Here is a 24,153-nt window from a genome sequence, read left to right as displayed (position 1 = left end):
TACTTGAAGGAGAACGATTATAATCACAAGCCATTACTCACCAAACGAGAAAGAGAAGTATTCGAACTGTTAGTACAAGACAAAACAACGAAGGAAATCGCTGGTGAATTATTTATAAGCGAAAAAACGGTTCGGAACCATATTTCAAATGCCATGCAAAAGCTTGGTGTCAAGGGGCGTTCACAAGCAGTTGTAGAGCTCCTTCGAATGGGAGAGCTAGAACTTTAGACATGGCCGGCATCCATTTATGGAGGCCGGTTATTTTAATGAAATTTATTTCGGGAAAATTATTCTTATTATGAAGTTAGTAAATCTAAATATCTTGTAAATATTTGACTATTCTAATAAAATTAGATACTATAATATTGGGATAAAAGAAAATAATGCGTATTCTCGATAAAAGTGCCATCATACTGTTCTTAAAACAAGCAGCATAGGGCGGAATTGAGCTGGACAATTCGGTCGAGCTAAACTTAAGCCAGGATGGGACGTTGTCCTATCTTGGCTTTTTTACATACGGTTGGAAAAAATTTTAAAGGGGAAGGAACTGAGTAAAGAGAGATGAACAGTTCTATTAAAGTAAGTAAATATGAAAAGAAGCTCCTTTTAAAAAATTATCTTGAGAAAAATGTTAACAGGTCTCAAACATTGTTGAACAGCAACCAAGATGCGATTTTTTCCATGGATTTGGAGGGGTATTTTGTTCAAGTTAATCCGGCATACGAGAAATTAACAGGCTATTCAACGCAAGAGGCTGTTAACATGAAACTCCAATCGCTTATTCCTGTTGAAAGCCTTGATAAAGTATTTCACCATTTTCACAAAGCAGTATTAGGTCAATTTCATAATTTCGATTGCAGGATGACAAACAAAGCGGGGCAAACCCTTGACCTTAATTTGACAAATATACCGATTAGCGTGGATGACCAAATTGTCGGGGTTTATGGAGTAGCAAAGGATATTACCCTATTAAAAAGAAAAAAAGAAGAACTAAGAAAAATGGAGGAAATCCATCGTTCATTAACAGAAGATGTCTTTGATTTGATTGTCTGCACGAATTTGCAAGGGGAACTTCTTTATGTCTCGCCCGCATGCGAACATATCCTTGGCTATACTCGTGAAGAATTGCTAAACCGCAATAGCTTATCTCTACTACATGTCGATGATCGGGACAGGGCATATGCGAACGTCAAAAATGCCCTCATTAACCAAGAAAATGGGAGCGGTTCGTATCGGATTAATAAAAAGGACGGAAGTTTTATTTGGGTGGAAATACTTTGTAAACCAATCGTTGACCCAGATACTCGTTTGATAGTAGAAGTGGTTTGTGTCATTAGGGATATATCAGAACGAAAAAGAGCCGAAGAAGAGGCCGAAAAACGTGAAGACACGTATCGAGATTTAGTGGAAAATTCACCCGACGCGGTGATTATTGCCAAAGGGTGTGACATGTTATTTATTAATGAAACGGGCAGGAGATTATTAGGTGCTTCGAAAAAGGAGGATATTTTAGATAAGAAACTTTTAGATATCCTCCACCCTGATTTACGCGATACAGCAAAAAAGCGGGCTGAAATTTTAAATAATGAAGCTGCTATGGATTTTATTGAGTACAAACTGATCCGTTTGGATGGCACGGTTATTGAGGCGGAAGTAAAAGGGATGCCTACCATTTATGAAAATAAGCCTGCCCGGCATATCATTTTTAGAGATATAACGGAAAGGAAAAAAACACAGCAGCTGTTACTTAACTCAGAAAAATTAACGATTGCGGGACAGCTGGCAGCAGGCATCGCGCACGAGGTACGCAATCCACTTACCGCGATTAAAGGGTTTTTGCAGTTAATGGAAGCTCAAGTGGATAATAAAACATACTTCACTATTATCCAATCGGAAATGGAAAGAATTGAAATTATTCTCAGTGAGTTATTGCTGCTTGCCAAACCACAGGAGTTAAAATTTGAAAAAGAGAATCTAACTACTGTAATTGATAATGTGAAAACGCTTATTGATACACAGGCAATTATGAATAATATTCAAATTGAAATTGAAAATGATTGTGAAGATCTACTGATTAGATGTGATAAAAACCAATTAAAACAAGTATTTATTAATCTCATTAAGAACGCCATCGAAGCGATGAGTCATGGCGGTATCATCACAATTGAGATAAAACAATATGGTCTTGATAAGATTAAGATCTATATTAAAGACACCGGAAATGGAGTCCCCAAGCAAATTATAAAAAGGATTGGCGAGCCGTTCTTCACAACAAAAGAGGCTGGCACTGGTTTGGGAATCATGATTTCTAAACAGATTATTGAAAATCATAATGGAAAGTTCCATTTTTGGAGCGATGAGAATGGAACGATTATTGAGGTTATTTTGCCAATAAGTTAACAAAATTGTAGGCTTTTTTGAATGCTGATTTTTCAACAAGTTGTCCTTGAAATTTTAGCGAAAAAAGTAGAAAATAAGTACAAGCTATTCGATATTTAAATCGGAAAAAGGGCTTTGTTTTTATAAAAAAGTCTTGAGGAGCAGCATAAATTAGGAGTGTATATTAAATGAAACTGGAAAATTCACAACAAGTGAATGAAGATATTGTCGCAAATATTGAAAAGGATTTGCGCTATATTTCAGGAATCATCAAGCAAAAAGGAAGAGAAATGTTAAGTAATTATAAGATTACTCCTCCACAATTTGTTGCCTTACAATGGCTGTTTGAGGATGGCGATATGACCATTGGGGAGCTTTCCAATAAAATGTATTTGGCCTGCAGTACAACCACTGACCTCGTTGACCGGATGGAGAAAAATTTGCTCGTTGAGCGGGTAAAGGATCTGAGCGATCGTCGTGTGGTGCGAATTCATTTGCTTGAAGAGGGCAATAGGATTATTGATGAAGTGATCAAGAAGCGGCGAGTGTATTTGCAGGAAGTATTAGTGAATTTCTCAGTAGAAGAAATTCAAATTCTACAAAGCAGCATGATGAAACTGCATCAGGAAATGCGATAAATGAGGCGAGAAGTTTGAAACAACCGATTGGTGTGATAGATTCTGGTGTGGGTGGACTAACCGTTGCCAAAGAGGTGATGCGGCAGCTGCCAAACGAGAAAATCATCTATTTGGGAGATACAGCGCGCTGTCCTTATGGTCCCAGGACTCCGAAGGAAGTAAAACGCTTCACCTGGGAACTAACTACTTTTTTATTAGAAAAGAATATCAAGATGCTGGTTATTGCCTGTAACACGGCAACGGCGGCTGCTCTTGATGAAATTCGCAAGGAACTAACGATACCTGTTCTTGGTGTTATTAATCCAGGGGCGCGGGCGGCCGTTAAGCGGACGAAAAACTATCGGGTCGGCATTATCGGCACGGAAGGAACAGTCAAAAGCGGCGCCTATGAAAAGGCCTTGAAATCGCTTAATAGCAGGCTTTTTGTCACGAGTCATGCCTGTCCGAAGTTTGTTCCTCTAGTAGAGAGCAGCGAATTTGAGGGGCCGATTGCTGAAAGAATTGTTGAGGAAGCCTTAACGCCACTAAAGAATCAAAATTTAGATACACTCATTTTAGGCTGCACCCATTATCCATTACTCGGGCCGCTTATAAATAAGGTAATGGGTGAAAAAGTTAGTGTTATTAGTTCTGGTGATGAGACGGCGCATGAGATTAGTGCCATCCTTCAATATAACGGGCTGCTCGACACTGGTGAAGAAGAGCCGGAGCATGAATTTTACACGACTGGTTCCAGAAGAATATTTTCCAAAATCGCTTCACAGTGGCTCGGAATACCGATTAATAATGTGAAAAAAATTAAACTATAACGTGGCTCCTCTATCAACATGATAGGGGATTTTTTTTGTGCCCGTGATACGAGAAAAAGGGCCTCGACGGACACAAAAAAGAATAATTGTGCCCGTGCGCCGGGAAAAAGAGCCTCGACGGTCACAAAAAAGAATAATTGTGCCCGTGCGCCAAGAAAAAAGGCCACAGCGGTCACAAATGTGCCACCAATCCCCCTCGAGAAGAGAGAACATAAAAAATTTCTTTCAGAAGGCGGTCTATTTTTTCGCCGGGCTCGTATACATGATAGTACAAACTGTCTTGGGGGGGAATTTATGTGTCGAAAAATAAAGCAAAGATCCTGGGTGTGACTGTGCTTTCTTCAACCGTGATGCTTTCTGGCTGCGGCTTGTTTGGCGGGGAAACAAAGAAGAAAATTGATCCGCCAAAAACCGTGGCTGTCGGAGATAAAAAAGCTAGTAAGGAAACGGCAGCAAAAGAAAAAGGTCAGGTTGAAAACACGGTAAAAACAGAACTCTATCTTATTGATAAATACGGCTATGTTGTACCGCAAACTTTGAATCTGCCGAAAACCACTTCAGTCGCCAAACAGGCGCTTGAATATTTAGTAGCCAACGGCGCCGTCAGCAACATGCTCCCGAATCATTTTCGAGCCGTCCTGCCTGAGGACACAGTACCTACTGTTAATATAAGTAAAGATGGTGTCGCTACCGTTGACTTCTCGAAGGAATTTAAGAACTACCAGCCTGAAGATGAGATGAAAATCCTGCAATCGATCACCTGGACGCTGACACAATTTAATAATATTCATTCAGTCAAGCTTAAAATGAATGGCCATGAACTGACTGAAATGCCAGTCAACGGAACCCCTATCAGTGAACATCTCTCAAGGGCCACCGGAATTAATTTGGATACAACCGATGTGGTTGATATTACCAATACAAAACCGTTGACCGTCTATTATGTTGGCGGCGAAGAGAACTCCTATTACTTCGTGCCGGTTACTCGCCGTGTAAACAATAATGAAAAGGATAACTTTGTGGCGGTTGTTAATCAATTAATCAAAGGCCCGAGCGGAAAATCCCCCCTAGTGTCGGAATTTATGTCTGACGTGAAGCTATTAGAGGCTCCGAAATATGCGGATGGCACGGTTACCTTGAACTTCAATAAGAATATCTTTGGCGGCTTGGAGGATAAAGAAATTTCCCAATCCCTATTGGATGCCCTTGTACTGTCATTGACTGAGCAAAATGGGGTGGAAAAAGTCGCCGTCCAAGTTGATGGTAAAGCAGATATTAAAAATGATAAAGGTAAAAAACTGTCCGAACCGGTAACTCGTCCAGAAAAAGTCAACACAGGTAGTTTTTAAAAAATAATTTTTGTTATACTATATAGTGACCATGAAAGAGGTTGGCTCGAATGCCGCCTCTTCTTTATTTGGTATTATCTGCTTGGTGTAATACCAATTTTAAAAAAAGACCAATTGAAGGAGGAAATTTTTGTGCGAGTTGATGGAAGAGAGCCGTTGCAGCTGCGGCCGATACATATTGAAACCAATTATTTAATGCACCCTGAAGGCTCTGTCCTTATTTCTGTAGGAAATACGAGGGTGATCTGCACTGCCAGCATCGAAGATCGAGTTCCGCATTTTATGAGGGGGGAAGGCAAAGGCTGGATTACTGCTGAGTACTCGATGCTCCCGCGAGCAACAGAAACGAGAAACATTCGTGAATCTTCTAAAGGGAAAGTATCAGGAAGAACAATGGAAATCCAGCGCTTAATTGGCCGGGCACTGAGAGCAATTGTCGATCTTGGAGCACTTGGCGAAAAAACAGTTTGGATCGATTGTGATGTCATTCAAGCCGACGGTGGAACGAGAACAGCGTCTATTACCGGTGCATTTGTCGCGATGGCGCTCGCGTTAAATTCATTTGCATCGAAAAAGTCATTTTCAAAGTTCCCAATAACGGATTATTTAGCCGCAACAAGTGTTGGAATTTTGCAAAATAGCCAAACTGTTTTAGACTTAAACTATGCCGAAGATTCCAAGGCTCAAGTTGATATGAATGTGGTCATGACTGGAAATGGCGAATTTGTTGAATTGCAAGGAACAGGTGAAGAAGCAACGTTTTCCTATGATCAGCTACAGGAACTATTACATGCGGCACAAGAGGGAATCGTGGAATTATTTGAACAACAAAAAGCAGCCCTTGGTGAGGAAATAACCCAAAAAATCGATAGCAGAAGAAAGAAATAAGAGGCGATTACGATGAAAGAAGTTATTATTGCTACTAAAAATCCAGGAAAAGCTCGGGAATTTGAGCATATTTTTGCCAGCAGGGGAATCGTGGTCCGGACATTGCTTGATTTTCCGGAAATCCCTGATGTGGAAGAAACGGGTTCAACCTTCGAGGAAAATGCGATTTTGAAAGCGGAGGCTGTCTCAAAAGCACTTAATAAAATGGTGATTGGTGACGATTCCGGTCTGATGGTGGACGCACTTGAAGGAAGGCCGGGAATCTACTCAGCACGTTATGCGGGCGAACCGAAAAACGATCAAAACAATACCGATAAAGTCCTGTCCGAATTGAAAGACGTTCCGGAAGTGGAGAGGACAGCGCGTTTCTACTGTGCGTTAGCGGTCGCCGTTCCGGGGCAGGAAACGATTACGGTGTCAGGCACCTGTGAAGGCCGGATTCTTGAAGAACGAAGAGGCTCAAATGGATTTGGCTATGATCCGGTCTTCTATGTGCCGGAACAAGGTGCAGCGATGGCTGAACTATCTTCAGATGAAAAAAATAAAATCAGCCACCGTGCAAATGCGCTTAAGAAACTGGATGTGGTGCTTGATTCCGTTTTAGAGAGAGCCGGACAGTCATGAGCAAGGTGTTAATCGTCAGCGATAGCCATGGATTGACGAAGGAGCTTGAGGTCCTAAGAGAGCGCCATAAAGGCGAAGTGGAATTAATGATTCATTGCGGTGATTCAGAGCTGTCACCGGACGATCAAGCAATTTCTGATTTTTTAACGGTCTTGGGAAATTGTGACTTCGGCGGAGGATTTCCATTGGAGACAATATCTGAGGTTGCGGGGCGTAAGTTCCTGGTTACACATGGACATCGCTATTCTGTAAAATCTTCGCTGATGAAGTTAAAATATAAGGCCCAGGAAGTAAAAGCCGATATCGTCTGCTTTGGGCACTCGCATGTGCTCGGGGCGGAAGTAATCGATGGTACCTTATTTTTAAATCCAGGGAGCATCCGTATGCCGCGTGAGCGTATCGAAAAAACATATGTGATCCTTGATTTGCTTGGGGAAAAAATAAAAATGTCCGTATTTGAAGCGAATGGGCGGGAAATGACGGAATTGGCGCGAGAATTTGTGTTACCAAAGTGATGGGGGAAATCGCTTCCCCCTACTTCTTTTAAAAAATCACAAAAAAACCTGTTGACTTTTTAATACTAGGGTAATATAATAAATCTTGTCGTTGATTACATCATTACGTCCCAGTAGCTCAGCCGGATAGAGCATACGCCTTCTAAGCGTACGGTCGGGAGTTCGAATCTCTCCTGGGACGCCATACTACATACCAAAAACATTTAACTCACTTTTATAGTGAGTTTTTTTTATGTTCCATTTATGCTAAACTATTTTTCAACGACAAGCCAAAGGGCGGATTTTTATGAAAAAAAGGCAGCAAGCCAAAAGAATCGACAATCTGATCTTTTTCCCAGGAATGGAAAAGAGATTAACAGATAAGGGTTTAGAGAGCCTGCATAATAAAAAATTTAACGAAGCGATTACGCTTTTGGAAGAAGCTAAAGTGCTGGATCCTGATAATGATGACATTTTAGTCGGACTCGTGCTTGCCTATTTTGAAGCAGGTTCTTTTAAAAAAGCAAAAAAACTTGCGAATGAAATGCTGTTAAAAGGTATTGGCGACTATTTCCAAATGGTGGATTTATATTTAACCGTCCTCATGCAACTGCATGAATACCAGGAAATTGTTGAAACGATTGAGGTTTTATTAGAAGAAAAGGAGATTCCACCGGATAAACATGACCATTTTTTAACCATCCTCCAATTTAGCAAGCGGATGGCCGATAATCATCTTCAAGATGGCAGTGAAGAAGAACCAGAGGAAAGTAATCTCAATAAGTTAAATCTATTAGAAAACAATAATTTAAATGAACAAATGCTCCTTATTTCCGGTTTGGCGGAGAAGAATATCCGCCCATATGTCCCGGAAATTACCAATTATTTAAAATCTGACAATGGCCATCCCTTTCTCAAAACGATCCTGTTAACACTGTTAAAAGAGCAGGAAATCGATAAAGAACTAGTGGTCAGGAAATTCTCGCTGGAGGAAAAAGTAATTCCTGCTAAACTGCCGGAAGTAAGGGTACAGCCCAGGATGAAAGAAGTAAAGCAATTATTAGAAATTCACTTAGAAAGTAATAATCCGGTTCTATTTGACAATACCATCGGAATGGTAGAGCGGATTTTTTTTATTAGCTATCCTTTCACGCTAGAACCGGAAAGCCCCGCTGCATGGGCTGGTGCTTTTCAATTACTTGCAGAAGAATACCTTGGTTTGGAACCGAAAATAGGAGAAATGGCGAAGGAATACTCTGTTCACCCAAAAGAAATAGGGCAGGCGGTTGTTAAAATAGAGGAAATCGAGAAAATTTCTTATCCTAATATATAGCCTTTGCTGTTGAAAGAAAACAAACCTATGATATAATGTAGGGGTTGCATTGTGTAAAAAATATATTTTACATTTAAAAAAATGGAAAAATGGCTTGATGAACAAGACATTTTCCTACTCTAATTCGTTACGAATGATATGAGAATAGATTGTTGGAGGGAAAATAGGTATGACAGCAAAATGGGAAAAGTTAGAAGGAAACCGCGGCGTTCTTACAGTTGAAGTAAGTGCCGACAAAGTTAGCGAAGGTCTAGACGCGGCATTCCAAAAGGTTGTTAAGCAAGTAAGTGTTCCAGGCTTTCGTAAGGGGAAAATGCCTCGCGGAATGTTTGAAAAACGCTTTGGTGTAGAATCGCTTTATCAGGATGCATTAGATATTCTTCTTCCTGAAGCATATGGAAATGCAATTGACGAAACAGGGATCGAGCCTGTAGACCGTCCTGATATCGACATCGAGCAAATGGAAAAAGGCAAAGAGCTTATCTTTAAAGCAACTGTTCAGGTTAAGCCTGAAGTGAAATTAGGCGAATACAAAGGTATTGAAGTAGAAGCATTCGATACAACTGTTACCGAAGAAGATGTAGCTAACGAATTAAAAACTCTTCAAGAGCGTCAAGCAGAGCTTGTTATTAAAGAAGAAGGCACTGCCGAAAATGGTGATACAGTAGTTCTTGATTTTGAAGGATTCGTTAATGGCGAAGCATTCGAAGGCGGACAAGCTGAGAACCACACATTAGAACTAGGTTCAGGTTCTTTCATCCCTGGCTTTGAAGAGCAGCTTGTAGGTGTAGCAGCTGGCGAATCTAAAGACGTGGAAGTAACATTCCCTGAAGAATACCATGCGGCTGAACTTGCTGGTAAGCCAGCAGTTTTCAAAGTAACCGTTCATGAAATTAAAGGAAAAGAACTTCCAGAATTAGATGACGAGTTTGCAAAAGATGTTGACGAAGAAGTTGAAACATTAGATGCGCTTAAAGAAAAAATCAGAACTCGTTTAGAAGACGGCAAAAAGCATGAAGCAGAGCACCACCTTCGCGATACAGTTGTTGAGTCAGCTGCAGCAAACGCTGAAGTAGAAGTTCCAGAAGTAATGGTTGAAACAGAAGTTAACCGTATGCTTCAAGAATTCGAACAACGCTTACAAATGCAAGGTATGAACCTTGAGCTATACTTCCAATTCTCAGGTCAAGACGAAAAAGCCTTACGTGAGCAAATGAAGGAAGAAGCTGTAAATCGCGTGAAAATCAACTTAACATTAGAAGCGATTGCTAAAGCGGAAAACCTTGAAGTATCTGACGAAGAGGTAAACTCCGAGCTTGAGAAAATGGCTGGCATGTACAACATGACTGTTGACAACATTAAACAAGCACTTGGCGGTTTAGAAGGTATTAAAGCAGACCTTCAACTTAAAAAAGCAATAGACTTTCTTGTTGAAAACAAGAAATAATTAGATCAATATGGCAGGGCGCGATTTTAATCGTGCCTTGTTTTATACATTTTTCAAATTACATATTATAATAAGGAGAGGGAAACCTTTTTAACAAGCAGGAAAACGTTCCCTCAAAGGCGAATAAATAATTTCCATACGGCTTTAAGATTTATTTTTAAATATAATGGTTAAGATTAATGAGTACATAGTTTTTTAATTGAGTTGCACAAACAAAATAAAAAAAAGAAAACATAATCGTGTAAGCTTTTTATTTCCAGTCCATTGGCATCATGTGTTACAATGCAAAATACATACCATTGAATAATTAATAAAAACTCGGTTTTGTTTGTGTAATTCTCGGGGTTTAAATATGGTTTTAACATGTTTTAAGGGGTGAAAGGTTTGTTTAAATTTAATGATGAAAAAGGACAATTAAAGTGTTCTTTCTGTGGAAAAACACAAGATCAAGTTCGGAAATTAGTTGCAGGGCCGGGCGTTTATATCTGTGATGAATGTATCGAGCTTTGCACAGAAATTGTTGAGGAAGAACTAGGGACAGAAGAAGAAGTAGAATTTAAAGATGTTCCAAAACCAAAAGAAATCTGTGAAATTCTCAATGAATATGTTATCGGCCAGGATCAGGCGAAAAAATCGCTGTCTGTTGCGGTCTACAACCACTACAAGCGCATCAATTCCAACAGCAAAATTGATGACGTTGAGCTTTCAAAGAGTAATATTTGTATGATTGGACCAACAGGTAGTGGGAAGACTTTATTGGCGCAAACATTGGCGCGTATTTTGAATGTACCATTCGCAATCGCTGATGCTACATCACTTACTGAAGCAGGCTATGTCGGCGAAGACGTTGAAAACATTTTATTAAAATTGATTCAAGCGGCTGATTATGATGTGGAAAAAGCAGAAAAAGGGATTATTTATATTGATGAAATTGATAAAATTGCCCGAAAATCTGAAAATCCTTCAATTACAAGGGATGTTTCCGGTGAAGGCGTTCAGCAGGCATTATTAAAAATTCTTGAAGGCACAGTGGCAAGTGTACCGCCACAAGGGGGCAGAAAACACCCGCATCAAGAATTTATCCAAATCGACACAACGAATATTTTATTTATTTGCGGTGGTGCATTTGACGGGATTGAGCCGATTATCAAGCGCCGCTTAGGCCAAAAAGTAATTGGTTTTGGTTCTGGTCCAAAGCAACAGGAAATTGGCCAAAAAGAGCTTCTTTCAAAGGTATTGCCTGAGGATTTACTCCGTTTTGGCTTAATTCCAGAGTTTATCGGTCGTCTTCCGGTTATTGCCAGCCTTGAGCAGCTAGACGAAGCGGCATTAATTGAAATTTTAACAAAGCCAAAAAATGCGCTTGTTAAACAATATCAAAAAATGCTTGAAATCGATAATGTTGAGCTGGAGTTTGAAGAAGACGCATTGACTGAAATCGCTAAAAAAGCAATTGAACGCAAAACGGGTGCCCGTGGTCTACGTTCAATTATTGAAGGAATCATGCTTGATGTCATGTTCGACCTTCCATCACGCGATGATATTTCAAAGTGTATCATTACAAAGGATACCGTAATCGAAAACAGTATTCCGAAGCTTGTTTTGGAAGACGGAACCGTTATCGAAGAAAAATCAGCTTAATCTGTACAGGACCTGGTCTATTGGCTGGGTCTTTTTTTTGTATGGTTTTTTCTAGGAAGTGTCTAAATAGACAAAACCCACATGAAAATGCGTTTTTTTCCATTAAATGTCTAAATAGACAAAACCCCTTGGAAAATAGACAAAACCCTTTGGAAAATAGACAAAACCAGTCAAAAAATAGACAAAGCCCTTTGGAAAATAGACAAACCCACATGAAAACGCGCATTTATTTTTCCAATAAATGTATAATTAGCCAAAACCCCTTGAAAATTAGCCAAAACCACTTAAAAAATAGCCAAAACCACTTAAAAAATAGCCAAAACCCTTCGAAAAGTAGCCAAACAAGAAAATCCTCACTAAAACCCACCAGAAAGTTACCCATAATGTAGTAAAAACACCCAGAACCCAATTCCCCCGACGGAATTTGTTTTACATTTTGTGGTTTATTCCGCCAATCTGCAGGAAATACTTATTAATATATATTGAGTAAGAAGTGCAGGAGGGAAATGTATGAGTTGGACGGGGATTGCCTTATTTATACAGCTATTTTTCGGAGTTATTATTGGGCTGTATTTTTGGAATATGCTAAGAAACCAGCGGACGCAAAAAGTATCCATTGATCGGGAATCCCGTAAGGAAATGGAGCAGCTTCGCAAAATGAGATCGATTTCATTAACTGAACCATTAGCAGAGAAAGTTCGCCCTACAAGCTTTAAGGATATTGTAGGTCAAGAGGATGGCATCAAATCATTAAAAGCAGCGCTATGCGGACCGAATCCACAGCATGTAATTATTTATGGACCGCCGGGCATCGGGAAAACAGCAGCTGCCCGCCTTGTATTAGAAGAAGCAAAAAAGAATCAGAAATCACCCTTTAAACCCGCCTCTGTTTTTATCGAATTAGACGCGACAACCGCACGATTCGATGAAAGAGGGATTGCCGACCCGTTAATTGGCTCTGTTCATGACCCGATTTATCAAGGGGCAGGAGCGATGGGGCAAGCGGGGATTCCACAGCCGAAACAGGGAGCAGTCACCAACGCGCATGGCGGTGTGCTTTTTATCGATGAAATTGGCGAATTGCACCCGATTCAAATGAACAAGCTGCTAAAAGTATTAGAGGATCGCAAGGTTTTCCTCGAAAGTGCCTATTATCACGAGGAAAATAATCAAATCCCAACACATATCCATGATATTTTTAAAAATGGCCTGCCTGCCGACTTCCGCTTGATTGGGGCAACTACAAGGACTCCCAGCGAAATTCCACCGGCCATTCGTTCCCGTTGTATGGAGGTGTTCTTTAGGGATTTAACACAGGAAGAAATTGTGATTGTGGCAAAAAAGGCGGCTGAAAAAGTAAATCTGCAAATAAATGAAACAGGTGTGAATACGCTGTCTACATATGCGCGAAATGGCCGTGAGACGGTTAATATGATTCAAATTGCTGCCGGACTTGCCATTACGGAAGACCGCACATATATCAAGGACGAAGATATTGAGTGGGTGATCCATTCCAGCCAGATGACGCCGCGGATGGAAAGAAAAATAAATGAAATTTCTCACGTGGGTCTTGTGAATGGACTAGCTGTTTATGGGCCGAATTCCGGTGCCTTGCTCGAAATTGAAGTGACCGTAATCCCGGCCAAGGATAAGGGATCCATCAATATTACTGGTATCGTCGAGGAAGAAAGCATTGGCGGTCAGGGGAAATCGATTCGTCGAAAAAGCATGGCGCGCGGGTCAATTGAAAATGTCATTACCGTTTTACGCTCGATGGGTGTGCCGGCAAACGATTATGATATCCACGTTAATTTTCCAGGCGGGGTTCCGATAGACGGCCCATCAGCGGGAATTGCGATGGCGACAGGGATTTATTCGGCCATTTATAAAATCCCAATTGATAACACGGTAGCAATGACGGGGGAAATCAGTATCCATGGAAATGTCAAACCAATCGGCGGCGTTTATCCGAAGGTGAAGGCGGCACGAAAGGCAGGCGCCAAAATAGTGATCATTCCGGAAGAAAATATGCAAACCATCTTGAATGAAATTGATGGCATCCAGATAGTTCCAGTTACCCGTTTACATGAAGTATTTGAACTGGCGCTGGTGAATGCCTATCCGAAAAAAGAAGCCATCCCGGCCTCGATTGACTTCGCGAAAAAAGAAGCGATTACCGCCTCAATTGATTTTTCAAAAAAAGAAACGATTTAATCAAAAACTTCGGTTTGTTTTCATACAAACAAACCGGAGTTTTTTCGTGCCAAGGAAGAAATCTGATTAGTTGGGGAAAATAAAGTTATATTGAAAAAGTGAATGCGATTCACCCTAAAAATAGACACTTAAAAACAAATAAGATAGAATTGTACAAAGACTAATCAACAACGAAAGTAGAAATTGATTTGTAGATGGAGGTGCAGTATTTTGGCGAATAAAAACGAATTGACCGTCCCCCTCCTGCCGCTTCGGGGATTGCTTGTCTATCCGACAATGGTGCTTCATTTAGATGTTGGTCGTGAAAGATCGGTGCAGGCACTCGAAAAAGCAATGGTAGGTGACCATTTAATATTCTTAACAACTCAAAAAGATGTCTCAATTGATGAGCCGACTGAAGAGGACTTATACAAGCTGGGAACGTTAACTAAGGTTAAGCAAATGCTAAAACTGCCAAACGGCACGATTAGAGTACTAGTTGAAGGTCTAAACAGAGCGGAAATTGTCTCAATTTATGATGGAGAAGATTATTACTCCGTCCGGATTGTCACCTTTGAGGATTCGGATACAAAGGATGTCGAAGACCAAGCCTTGATGAGAACAATGCTTGATTATTTCGAACAATACATAAAATTATCGAAAAAAATCTCGGCAGAAACGTATGCCTCCGTTACCGACATTGAGGAACCAGGCAGAATGGCGGATATTATCGCTTCCCACCTGCCTATCAAGCTAAAGGAAAAGCAAGAAATCCTTGAGACAATTGATGTCAAACAAAGGGTAAACCGTGTAATTGACACGATTCACAACGAAAAAGAAGTTCTTAATCTGGAAAAGAAAATTGGTCAGCGTGTCAAGCGCTCAATGGAAAGAACACAAAAAGAATATTATTTGCGTGAACAAATGAAGGCGATCCAGAAGGAATTAGGCGATAAAGAAGGCAAAACAGGCGAAATCGCTGAACTCACGAAAAAAATTGGGCAGACAGGGATGCCTGAACATGCTCTTCAAGCAGCACTTAAGGAGCTCGACCGCTATGAAAAGGTGCCGACAAGTTCCGCAGAAAGTGCTGTCATTCGCAACTATATTGAATGGCTGATTTCCATTCCGTGGTCAAAAAAGACTGAGGATGATATTAATATTAACCGTGCAGAAAAGATTTTAAATCAAGATCATTACGGCCTTGAAAAAGTAAAGGAACGGGTACTTGAATATTTAGCTGTTCAAAAGCTGACCAATTCCCTAAAAGGGCCGATTCTTTGTCTTGCCGGACCTCCAGGTGTTGGGAAAACAAGCCTTGCGCGTTCGATCGCCACATCGTTAAACCGCCACTTTGTCCGGATTTCACTTGGCGGTGTTCGCGATGAGTCCGAAATTCGTGGTCATCGCAGAACCTATGTCGGGGCAATGCCCGGCCGCATCATTCAAGGAATGAAAAAAGCGGGAACGATTAACCCCGTCTTTTTGTTAGACGAAATCGATAAAATGTCGAGCGATTTCCGCGGGGATCCATCAAGTGCTATGCTTGAGGTCCTGGACCCCGAACAGAATCGTAATTTTAGCGACCATTATATAGAAGAAACATATGATTTATCAAAAGTCATGTTCATTGCGACCGCTAATAATCTGGCGACCATCCCTGCTCCGCTGTTAGACAGAATGGAAATCATCACCATCGCCGGCTATACGGAGCTTGAGAAAGTTCATATTTGCCGCGATCATTTGCTTCCAAAGCAAATCGCAGAAAATGGACTTACAAAAGGAATTCTACAAGTCCGCGATGATGCCATCTTAAAAGTCGTCCGCTATTACACACGGGAAGCCGGTGTTCGAAGCTTAGAACGTCAAATGGCAACCATCTGCCGGAAAACGGCAAAAATCATTGTCGCAGGTGAGAAGAAACGTGTCATCATCACTGAAAAGAATCTGGAAGAGTTTTTAGGGAAACCGAGGTTCCGCTATGGAATGGCGGAGGCGGAAGACCAAGTTGGGGTTGCAACAGGTCTAGCTTATACAACCGTTGGCGGTGACACCCTTCAAATTGAGGTATCGCTCTCACCGGGCAAAGGGAAGCTTGTTCTAACCGGTAAACTCGGTGATGTTATGAAAGAATCAGCGCAGGCAGCTTTTAGCTACATTCGTTCGAAGGCTAAAGAATTGGGGATTGAAGAAAATTTTCATGAAAAATATGATATCCATATTCACGTCCCCGAAGGTGCAGTTCCGAAGGACGGTCCTTCAGCCGGTATTACCATGGCTACGGCACTGGTTTCAGCTTTAACAGGCAGACCAATCCGGCGCGAGGTAGGAATGACAGGCGAGATTACGTTACGAGGCAGAGTGCTCCCAATTGGCGGCTTAAAAGAGAAAACACTTAGTGCCCATCGAGCAGGTCTGACGAAGGTTATTCTTCCGAAAGACAATGAAATGGACATTGATGACATACCGGAAAGTGTCCGTAACGAATTGGAATTTGTCCCGGTAACCCATTTAGATGAAGTTTTAAAGCATGCGCTTTTAGAAGGTGGAACAGAATGAAGGTAGTTAGTTCAGATATTGTAATAAGTGCGGTTAAACCGGAACAGTACCCGGAAACAGCGTTGCCCGAATTTGCGCTTGCTGGGCGCTCAAATGTCGGCAAGTCTTCTTTTATCAATAAGATGCTTAACCGGAAAGGCTTAGCGCGGATTTCTTCCAAGCCCGGTAAAACACAAACGTTAAACTTCTTTCTTATTAATGAAGTGCTTCACTTTGTTGATGTCCCGGGGTATGGATATGCAAAGGTTTCAAAGACGGAGCGGGCCGCATGGGGAAAGATGATAGAGACTTATTTTACGACTCGCGAGCAGTTAAAAGCCGCTGTTTTGATTGTTGATTTGCGCCATCCGCCGAGCGCAGACGATGTGATGATGTATGAATTTTTAAAGCATTACGACATCCCCTGCATCATCATTGCAACGAAGGCGGATAAGATTCCTAAGGGAAAGTGGCAAAAACATTTAAAGGTAACAAAAGAGACATTAGACTTTGATGCGGGCGACCATATTATCGTCTTCTCCTCTGAAACAGGTGAAGGAAAAGATAAGGCGTGGTCGATTCTAGAAAGCTATATGTAAAAAAAAACGCCGGGCGCATGCGCTCGGCGGTTATTTTTTCTTTTTTAGTAGAAAATAGATACCAACAACGATTAACAGCGCGGGCCAAAATTTCCAGATGAAGCTCATTCCGTTTTGGAGCAAACCAAAGTATCCGGCAATTTTATCATAAAATAGCAGCATGACTGATAGAATGAGAAAGAGAAAAGCCTGAAACAAGCCAGTGCCGGTCTTTTGAAACCGAAGAAAACATCCGATTGAAATAATCAAGATTAACATACCGATATGATTAGTCGGCCAAAACGACACACGGTCGGCAAGATCGTATTGAAGGCCAAAACCAGCCATGATGACCCCGGGAAGAATGGCCTCGTAATCCTTGGCCAAATACCCCTGCCCTAAAAAAGCGGCGCCAATAATGATGATCAGGGTCGGCCACGTCGAAATTTGTTGAAAAAAATTTATTCCTGCTTGCTGTAATAAAAAATATCCACCAAATCCAATCAGGATAATTCCAGGGAATATTCGCTGGTTTTTCATCGCTAAACACCGCTTCCAGTAAGGTTCACTTGAATCATATCTGTTTTTTTGTTACTGTACATAGGGAAGTATTTAAACATATCCTATTCAATTTCTAATATTACCACAATAGATTCGTTTTCTGTTCACATTTAACGGGTAAAAGTAGAAATAGCTCGTGATATAATCTTACTAGTTGAAACTGTATTATTTAGTGGGGGTGTCCAAAACATATGCACATATTAGTACTCGGTCTTAATTATAAAACTGCCCCTGTAGAAATCCGTGAGCGGTTGACCTTTAATGAAGCCGATCTTGTGGATGCCATTAAGAAGTTAAACTCCAAAAAAAGCATCCTGGAAAATATCATCTTGTCTACGTGTAATCGAACGGAAATTTATGCGGTTGTCGACCAGCTCCACACTGGCCGCTATTATATGAAAGAATTTCTGTCCGAATGGTTCGGAATAGAACAGCAAGAGTTTTCGCCATTTTTATTTGTTTACGAAGACGATGGTGCGGTAGAACATTTATTCAATGTGACTTGCGGCTTGAACTCCATGGTTTTAGGGGAAACGCAAATCCTTGGACAGGTACGGACGAGCTTTATGTCAGCTCAAAAGGAAGAAACCACTGGTTCTGTGTTTAACCACTTGTTTAAACAAGCCATCACCCTGGCGAAAAGAGGTCACTCGGAAACAGAGATTGGCGCAAATGCCGTTTCTGTCAGCTATGCGGCTGTGGAACTGGCGAAGAAAATCTTCGGTTCCCTTGCTGGAAAGCATGTGTTGATTTTTGGAGCGGGAAAAATGGGTGAACTCGCAGCCCAAAACTTGCACGGTAATGGCGTGAAAAAAGTAACAGTCATCAATCGGACGTATGATAAGGCAAAGGTGCTGGCGAGCCGTTTTAATGGTGAAGCAAGAACAGCAGCTGAATTGGAAAAGTCATTGGTAGAAGCCGATATCTTAATCAGCTCAACTGGTGCAAAGGACTTTGTCATTTCAAAAGAAATGATGGCAAAGGTTGAAAAGAAGCGCAAGGGCAAACCGTTATTTATGGTCGATATTGCCGTACCGCGCGACTTGGATCCAAGAATAGCCGAGCTTGAAAACGTCTTTTTATACGATATTGACGATTTAGAAGGAATTGTCCAGGCCAATCTGCAAGAGCGGAAGAAAGCAGCTGAAAAAATCGGGCTCATGATTGAAAAAGAAATCGTGGACTTTAACCAGTGGCTTGGAATGCTCGGTGTGGTTCCGGTTATTTCCGCTCTTAGGGAAAAGGCTTTGGCCATTCAGGCGGAAACAATGGATAGCTTGGAGCGCAAACTGCCAAACTTAACGGACCGGGATATGAAAGTGTTAAATAAACATACAAAGAGCATCATCAACCAGCTCTTGAAGGATCCGATTTTACAGGCGAAAGAGTTGGCTGCGAGACCTGATGCCGATCAGGTGATGGGTTTATTTATGAAAATATTTAATATTGAAGAGCAGGCCCAGGAACAACATTCGAAAGCAGCCGAAACCTATCACATGCCGGTTCAAGAAGTTCAGGCTTCCTTTCGGTCATAGAGGGGGGCCCGTCTATGTTCGAAGTCTTCATGACAAGAATTCATGAATTAACAGTAGTCGTATACGCCTTCAGTGTATTGCTTTATTTCTTTGATTTCCTACACCATAACCGGAAGGCAAACCGCATTGCCTTCTGGTTACTTGCATTTGTATGGATTCTGCAAACCGTTTTTCTATCTTCCTATATGATAAGAACAGGCAGATTCCCTGTGTTAACAATCTTTGAGGGACTCTATTTTTATGCTTGGGTATTGGTCACATTGTCACTTGGGATAAATCGGTTATTGCGGGTCGATTTTATCGTTTTTTTTACGAATATACTCGGCTTTATCGTTATGGCGATTCATACCTTTGCTCCAATGCAATACCATTCGCATGTCATGGCGAAACAGCTTGTGTCTGAACTGCTGTTAATCCATATCACCATGGCGATTCTCTCTTACGGAGCCTTTTCATTGTCGTTTGTCTTTTCGACATTATATCTGCTTCAGTACGATTTATTAAAGAGAAAAAAATGGGGAACCAGGCTAATAAGGCTCGCCGATTTAGAGAAGTTAGAAAGATTATCCTACATATTGGCGGTTATCGGCGTTCCCATGCTGCTCCTGAGCCTTATTCTCGGTCTGCAGTGGGCGTTTCTAATGGTGCCGGGAATGCCTTGGTATGATATGAAAATCATCGGCTCGTTTCTATTGCTGACGGCTTATAGCATTTTCCTATATCTGCGCATTGTGAAAAACCTGCCTGGCAGAAAATTAGCGATTTGGAACACAGCGTCTTTTTTAATCGTAATCATTAACTTTTTCTTATTTGGTCAATTATCATCATTTCATTTATGGTACGCATAAAACCTAGGAGGCAATCATGCGAAAAATTATTGTAGGTTCCAGACGAAGCAAGTTGGCATTAACACAAACAAATTGGGTAATGGACCAGCTGAGGAAGCTTGATCCATCCTTCGAATTTGAAGTGAAAGAAATTGTTACAAAAGGCGACCAAATCCTGGATGTTACCCTATCGAAGGTGGGTGGTAAAGGTTTGTTTGTAAAGGAAATTGAGCAGGCGATGCTTAATAAAGAGATTGATATGGCTGTTCATAGTATGAAAGATATGCCGGCCGTATTGCCGGAGGGTCTTACTATCGGCTGTATTCCTTTCCGCGAAGACCACCGCGATGCCCTTATTTCAAGAGGTCATGTGAAATTAAACGATTTGAAACCAGGTGCGATTATCGGTACGAGCAGCCTGCGCCGCAGTGCCCAGCTGTTAGCGCAGCGCCCGGATTTAGAGATTAAATGGATCCGCGGCAATGTCGATACAAGATTAGCAAAATTAGAGTCTGAGGAATACGATGCCATTATTTTAGCAGCCGCAGGTCTTTCTCGCCTTGGCTGGGCGTCTGAAGTGGTAACTGAATTTTTGGATGCCGAACTTTGTATTCCTGCCGTTGGCCAAGGGGCGTTATCGATTGAATGCCGTGAAGACGATAAAGAACTACTAGAGCTGTTTGAAAAATTCACCTGCAAAAAAACAGAAAGAGCCGTTCGTGCCGAGCGCGCCTTCCTGCAAAAAATGGAGGGCGGCTGCCAGGTACCAATAGCTGGTTTTGCCCGTGTTGAAGATAACGATGATGTGGTCTTAAATGTTTTAGTTGCTTCGCCTGAAGGCCATGAAATCTTCAAGGAAGAACTAAGAGGTCAAAATCCGGAAGAGCTCGGCGTCCAGGCTGCAGAACTTTTAATTAAAAGGGGAGCCAAGGATCTGATTGACAAGGTCAAACGGGAGCTCGAGGGTTAATGCTAAAACCCTTGCCCTTGCTTGATAAAAAGGTTCTTGTTCCGAGAGGGGAAGGTCAAGCGGGATCCTTCTCCAAGCTTGTTGAAAGGTTTGGAGGGATTCCGATTGAAATCCCTTTGATTGCCTTTCGTCCGCTTGAGAAAAACGAGCGTCTTCAAGAAATACTGAAGGTCCTTGATACATATGACTGGATTATTTTTACGAGCAATGTCACGGTTGAAACCTTCTTTTCTTTTTATGAAGAGGCAGGTCTGGATTTTCCAAAAATTGCTGTGATCGGGAAAAAGACGGCAGAGGTCTTGCAGGAACGGGGGCTTCATGCAGAGTTTGTCCCATCGGCATATGTAGCGGAAGTATTTGTTGAGGAGTTTTTGCCGTTTGTGGAAAGCGGTACCCGGGTTTTTCTTCCGAAGGGGAATCTAGCCCGCGAATATATCGCCAGCTCCTTGTCTTCTGTTGGTGCCGTAGTTGATGAGGTCGTCATATATGAAACGTACATGCCGGAAGAGAGCCGAGTGAAGCTCGCGGGGATGCTGGCTGACAAACAGCTTGATATCCTGACGTTTACAAGTCCATCAACGGTCGATCATCTCATGGAAGTTGTGAAGGAGTATCGATTGGACGAGCAGTTGCGAAACTGTGTAATCGGCTGCATCGGACCTGTGACGGAGAAGAAATTACATGCGTATGGATTGTCGGTTCATGCTTCTCCTGAGGAATACACCGTGGCAGAAATGATTAACAGCTTGATAGGTTATTTAGAGGAAACTGGGGTTTGAGTGGCGTTGCCGCAAGTTTTGTGGTGCAATTAAGCTAGTAAAACGGTGGTAACCGCCAGTAAACGTGTGTTATCCGCCAGTAAGTTGCGTTATCGCCAGTAAAACGGCGCTCAACAAATAAGGTAATTTTTTTCGGGGGGTATTTATATAATGGAACTTCAATTTTCACGTCATCGCAAACTGCGTTCAAGTGCCAATATGCGCGCACTTGTCAGAGAGAATCATTTAAGAGCGGAGGATTTCATTTATCCGCTATTTATCTATGAAGGTGAAAACGTCCGTAACGAAGTTTCGTCGATGCCTGGCGTTTTCCAAGTATCGCTGGATCACCTTCAAGCGGAGATGGAAGATATCGTCGCACATGGGATTAAGTCGGTCCTGCTGTTTGGCATTCCGAAAACAAAGGATGCATGCGGCGAGCAGGCATATCATGATCATGGCATCGTTCAGGAAGCGACCCGTTTCATTAAAGAAAAATTTCCGGAAATCATCATTGTTGCCGATACATGCCTCTGTGAGTATACAGACCACGGTCACTGCGGAGTGGTGAAGGGTGAGCAGATCCTCAACGACCAATCGCTAGAACTACTCGTAAAAACAGCAGTGGCACAGGCGAAAGCTGGAGCAGACATTATCGCACCATCTAACATGATGGATGGCTTCGTGGCGGCAATTCGCGCCGGATTAGATGAAGCTGGGTTTACCGAAATACCGATTATGTCTTATGCTGTAAAATACGCATCAGCATTTTACGGACCTTTCCGTGAAGCTGCAGAGGGCGCACCGCAGTTTGGCGATCGCAAGACCTATCAAATGGATCCGGCAAACCGCATGGAAGCATTCAGAGAAGCAGAATCCGATGTCGCAGAAGGGGCAGATTTTTTAATCATTAAGCCTGGAATGCCTTATCTTGATATTGTTCGTGATGTGAAAAATAACTTCAATTTACCAGTCGTTGTCTACAACGTCAGTGGTGAATATTCAATGGTTAAAGCAGCTGCACTAAACGGCTGGATTGATGAGAAAAAGACCGTGCTTGAAATGCTTATCGGTATGAAGCGCGCCGGTGCAGATTTAATCATTACCTACGCGGCAAAAGATGCCATTCGCTGGTTAAAAGAAGACGAATAAACTTTATTTGAAAAGAGGGAATAGAATGCGTTCGTATACAAAATCGATTGAAGCATTTAAAGAAGCCCAAAACCTAATGCCCGGCGGCGTGAACAGCCCAGTTCGTGCCTTTAAATCCGTTGATATGAGTCCGATTTTTATGGAAAGAGGCAAAGGGTCAAAAATCTATGATATCGATGGCAACGAATATATTGATTATGTCCTTTCATGGGGTCCGCTCATTTTAGGCCACTCTAACGACCGTGTTGTCGAAGCGTTGAAAAAAACAGCAGAACAAGGGACAAGCTTTGGAGCTCCAACCTTATTAGAAAATAAATTAGCCCAGCTTGTCATTGAACGCGTGCCGTCGATTGAAGTAGTACGGATGGTCAACTCCGGAACCGAAGCAACAATGAGCGCACTCCGTTTAGCCCGCGGCTATACCGGCCGTAACAAGATTTTGAAATTCGAAGGCTGCTACCATGGCCACGGCGATTCCTTATTGATTAAGGCCGGTTCTGGCGTGGCTACACTTGGCTTGCCTGACAGCCCTGGGGTGCCAGAGGGGGTAGCCTCAAATACGATAACGGTTCCTTACAATAACCTTGAGAGTGTAAAATTTGCCTTCGAACAATTTGGCGAAGATATCGCTTGTATCATTGTTGAACCTGTTGCCGGTAATATGGGACTTGTCCCACCGCTTCCAGGCTTCTTAGAAGGCCTGCGTGAGCTAACTTCGGCAAACGGATCTTTGCTGATTTTTGATGAAGTTATGACTGGCTTCCGTGTCGGCTACAATTGTGCACAAGGCTATTTCAATGTTACACCTGACATTACCTGCCTCGGTAAAGTAATCGGCGGCGGACTTCCTGTTGGTGCATACGGCGGTAAAGCGGAAATCATGCAGCAAATCGCTCCAAGCGGTCCGATTTATCAAGCGGGTACCCTTTCAGGAAACCCATTAGCGATGACGGCAGGCCTTGAAACATTAGGTCAATTAACTCCAGAGCACTACGAGGAATTTATCCGTAAAGGCGACTTGCTTCAAAAAGGGTTTGAGGCAGCAGCTAAAAAATATGGGATTCCAATTACCTTTAACCGTGCTGGTTCGATGATTGGCTTCTTCTTTACTAATGAGGAAGTTATCAACTATGACATTGCGAAGCACTCTAATTTGGAATTCTTTGCTGCGTACTATCGGGAAATGGCTAACCAAGGAGTATTCTTGCCGCCATCCCAGTTTGAGGGATTGTTCTTATCAACTGAGCACTCTGATGCAGATATTGAAAAAACAATTCAGGCAGCAGAAGTTGCCTTCTCAAAATTAAAATAAGCAAAAAAGCACACTCCTCGAGTGTGCTTTTTATTTACAAAAATTATAGTTGTAAAGTATACCAATATGCTATAAAATACGGGAGAAATGGAAATTGTCGATAAATGGAAGATGGAGTGGAAGGCTA

General features: G+C 41.9%; 21 protein-coding genes and 1 tRNA gene. 21 read left to right on the top strand and 1 reads right to left on the bottom strand.

Annotated features, from left to right (window positions below; translation table 11 throughout):
• Positions 1 to 3: 3 nt before the first annotated feature.
• The 15 genes from gerE to yihA all read left to right on the top strand — a co-directional run bounded on the left by gerE (position 4) and on the right by yihA (position 16,932).
• Complete coding sequence (gene gerE, locus BANVL01_RS04875; protein ID WP_007087335.1) at positions 4 to 228, top strand: spore germination transcription factor GerE; 225 nt, start codon at positions 4 to 6, stop codon at positions 226 to 228.
• A 333-nt stretch (positions 229 to 561) separates the two neighbouring features.
• Complete coding sequence (locus tag BANVL01_RS04870) at positions 562 to 2,400, top strand: PAS domain-containing sensor histidine kinase (RefSeq protein WP_066090622.1); 1,839 nt, start codon at positions 562 to 564, stop codon at positions 2,398 to 2,400.
• Between the two features lie 167 nt (positions 2,401 to 2,567).
• On the top strand, positions 2,568 to 3,017 hold the full coding sequence (locus BANVL01_RS04865) for a MarR family winged helix-turn-helix transcriptional regulator (RefSeq protein WP_066090619.1): 450 nt from the start codon (positions 2,568 to 2,570) through the stop codon (positions 3,015 to 3,017).
• A gap of 14 nt (positions 3,018 to 3,031) precedes the next feature.
• Positions 3,032 to 3,826, top strand: a complete 795-nt coding sequence (gene racE, locus BANVL01_RS04860) for a glutamate racemase (protein ID WP_066090616.1) — start codon at positions 3,032 to 3,034, stop codon at positions 3,824 to 3,826.
• Positions 3,827 to 4,122: 296 nt separating this feature from the next.
• Complete coding sequence (locus BANVL01_RS04850; RefSeq protein WP_066090610.1) at positions 4,123 to 5,175, top strand: GerMN domain-containing protein; 1,053 nt, start codon at positions 4,123 to 4,125, stop codon at positions 5,173 to 5,175.
• 132 nt (positions 5,176 to 5,307) lie between these two features.
• On the top strand, positions 5,308 to 6,063 hold the full coding sequence (gene rph / locus BANVL01_RS04845; protein ID WP_066090607.1) for a ribonuclease PH: 756 nt from the start codon (positions 5,308 to 5,310) through the stop codon (positions 6,061 to 6,063).
• Positions 6,064 to 6,075: 12 nt separating this feature from the next.
• Positions 6,076 to 6,687 carry an XTP/dITP diphosphatase gene (locus BANVL01_RS04840; protein ID WP_066090604.1) on the top strand — a complete coding sequence of 204 codons (612 nt, stop codon included), beginning with the start codon at positions 6,076 to 6,078 and terminating at the stop codon, positions 6,685 to 6,687.
• Complete coding sequence (locus BANVL01_RS04835) at positions 6,684 to 7,202, top strand: metallophosphoesterase family protein (protein WP_066090601.1); 519 nt, start codon at positions 6,684 to 6,686, stop codon at positions 7,200 to 7,202. The genes BANVL01_RS04840 and BANVL01_RS04835 overlap by 4 nt, the downstream gene beginning before the upstream one ends.
• Before the next feature lie 107 nt (positions 7,203 to 7,309).
• Positions 7,310 to 7,386, top strand: a tRNA-Arg gene (locus BANVL01_RS04830).
• Between the two features lie 102 nt (positions 7,387 to 7,488).
• Positions 7,489 to 8,514 (top strand): tetratricopeptide repeat protein, encoded by a 1,026-nt coding sequence (locus BANVL01_RS04825; RefSeq protein ID WP_066090598.1) that lies wholly within the window; start codon positions 7,489 to 7,491, stop codon positions 8,512 to 8,514.
• Between the two features lie 169 nt (positions 8,515 to 8,683).
• A complete protein-coding gene (tig, locus tag BANVL01_RS04820) occupies positions 8,684 to 9,961 on the top strand; it encodes a trigger factor (RefSeq protein ID WP_066090595.1) in 1,278 nt (425 codons plus the stop codon).
• Positions 9,962 to 10,345: 384 nt separating this feature from the next.
• Positions 10,346 to 11,602 (top strand): ATP-dependent protease ATP-binding subunit ClpX, encoded by a 1,257-nt coding sequence (clpX, locus tag BANVL01_RS04815; protein WP_066090592.1) that lies wholly within the window; start codon positions 10,346 to 10,348, stop codon positions 11,600 to 11,602.
• A 510-nt stretch (positions 11,603 to 12,112) separates the two neighbouring features.
• Entirely contained in the window at positions 12,113 to 13,816 is a 1,704-nt protein-coding gene (gene lonB / locus BANVL01_RS04810) for an ATP-dependent protease LonB (protein WP_066090590.1), read from the top strand.
• Positions 13,817 to 14,026: 210 nt separating this feature from the next.
• Positions 14,027 to 16,354 carry an endopeptidase La gene (gene lon / locus BANVL01_RS04805; RefSeq protein WP_066090587.1) on the top strand — a complete coding sequence of 776 codons (2,328 nt, stop codon included), beginning with the start codon at positions 14,027 to 14,029 and terminating at the stop codon, positions 16,352 to 16,354.
• Positions 16,351 to 16,932: a ribosome biogenesis GTP-binding protein YihA/YsxC gene (yihA, locus tag BANVL01_RS04800; RefSeq protein WP_066090585.1), complete on the top strand. Its 582-nt coding sequence runs from the start codon at positions 16,351 to 16,353 to the stop codon at positions 16,930 to 16,932. Before lon ends, yihA begins: the two co-directional genes overlap by 4 nt.
• A gap of 30 nt (positions 16,933 to 16,962) precedes the next feature.
• Here yihA and BANVL01_RS04795 read toward each other — a convergent pair whose 3' ends face one another.
• A complete protein-coding gene (locus tag BANVL01_RS04795; protein ID WP_066090582.1) occupies positions 16,963 to 17,451 on the bottom strand; it encodes a LiaI-LiaF-like domain-containing protein in 489 nt (162 codons plus the stop codon).
• 212 nt (positions 17,452 to 17,663) lie between these two features.
• On the opposite strand from BANVL01_RS04795, the gene hemA reads away from it, so the two are divergent.
• From hemA to hemL, 6 genes are all read left to right on the top strand, one after another.
• Entirely contained in the window at positions 17,664 to 19,007 is a 1,344-nt protein-coding gene (hemA, locus tag BANVL01_RS04790) for a glutamyl-tRNA reductase (protein WP_066090579.1), read from the top strand.
• A gap of 14 nt (positions 19,008 to 19,021) precedes the next feature.
• Entirely contained in the window at positions 19,022 to 19,855 is an 834-nt protein-coding gene (locus BANVL01_RS04785) for a cytochrome C assembly family protein (RefSeq protein ID WP_066090576.1), read from the top strand.
• 16 nt (positions 19,856 to 19,871) lie between these two features.
• Entirely contained in the window at positions 19,872 to 20,804 is a 933-nt protein-coding gene (gene hemC, locus BANVL01_RS04780; protein ID WP_066090573.1) for a hydroxymethylbilane synthase, read from the top strand.
• Entirely contained in the window at positions 20,804 to 21,583 is a 780-nt protein-coding gene (locus BANVL01_RS04775; protein WP_066090571.1) for a uroporphyrinogen-III synthase, read from the top strand. The genes hemC and BANVL01_RS04775 overlap by 1 nt, the downstream gene beginning before the upstream one ends.
• A gap of 150 nt (positions 21,584 to 21,733) precedes the next feature.
• Positions 21,734 to 22,714: a porphobilinogen synthase gene (gene hemB / locus BANVL01_RS04770; RefSeq protein WP_066090567.1), complete on the top strand. Its 981-nt coding sequence runs from the start codon at positions 21,734 to 21,736 to the stop codon at positions 22,712 to 22,714.
• 25 nt (positions 22,715 to 22,739) lie between these two features.
• Positions 22,740 to 24,026 (top strand): glutamate-1-semialdehyde 2,1-aminomutase, encoded by a 1,287-nt coding sequence (gene hemL / locus BANVL01_RS04765; RefSeq protein WP_066090564.1) that lies wholly within the window; start codon positions 22,740 to 22,742, stop codon positions 24,024 to 24,026.
• The last annotated feature ends 127 nt before the right edge of the window (positions 24,027 to 24,153 follow it).

Origin of the sequence: Neobacillus novalis NBRC 102450 (genome assembly GCF_001591805.1) — a bacterium.
GTDB classification, from domain to species: Bacteria; Bacillota; Bacilli; order Bacillales; family Cytobacillaceae; genus Neobacillus; species Neobacillus novalis.
This window is presented reverse-complemented; position numbering and strand designations above follow the sequence as displayed.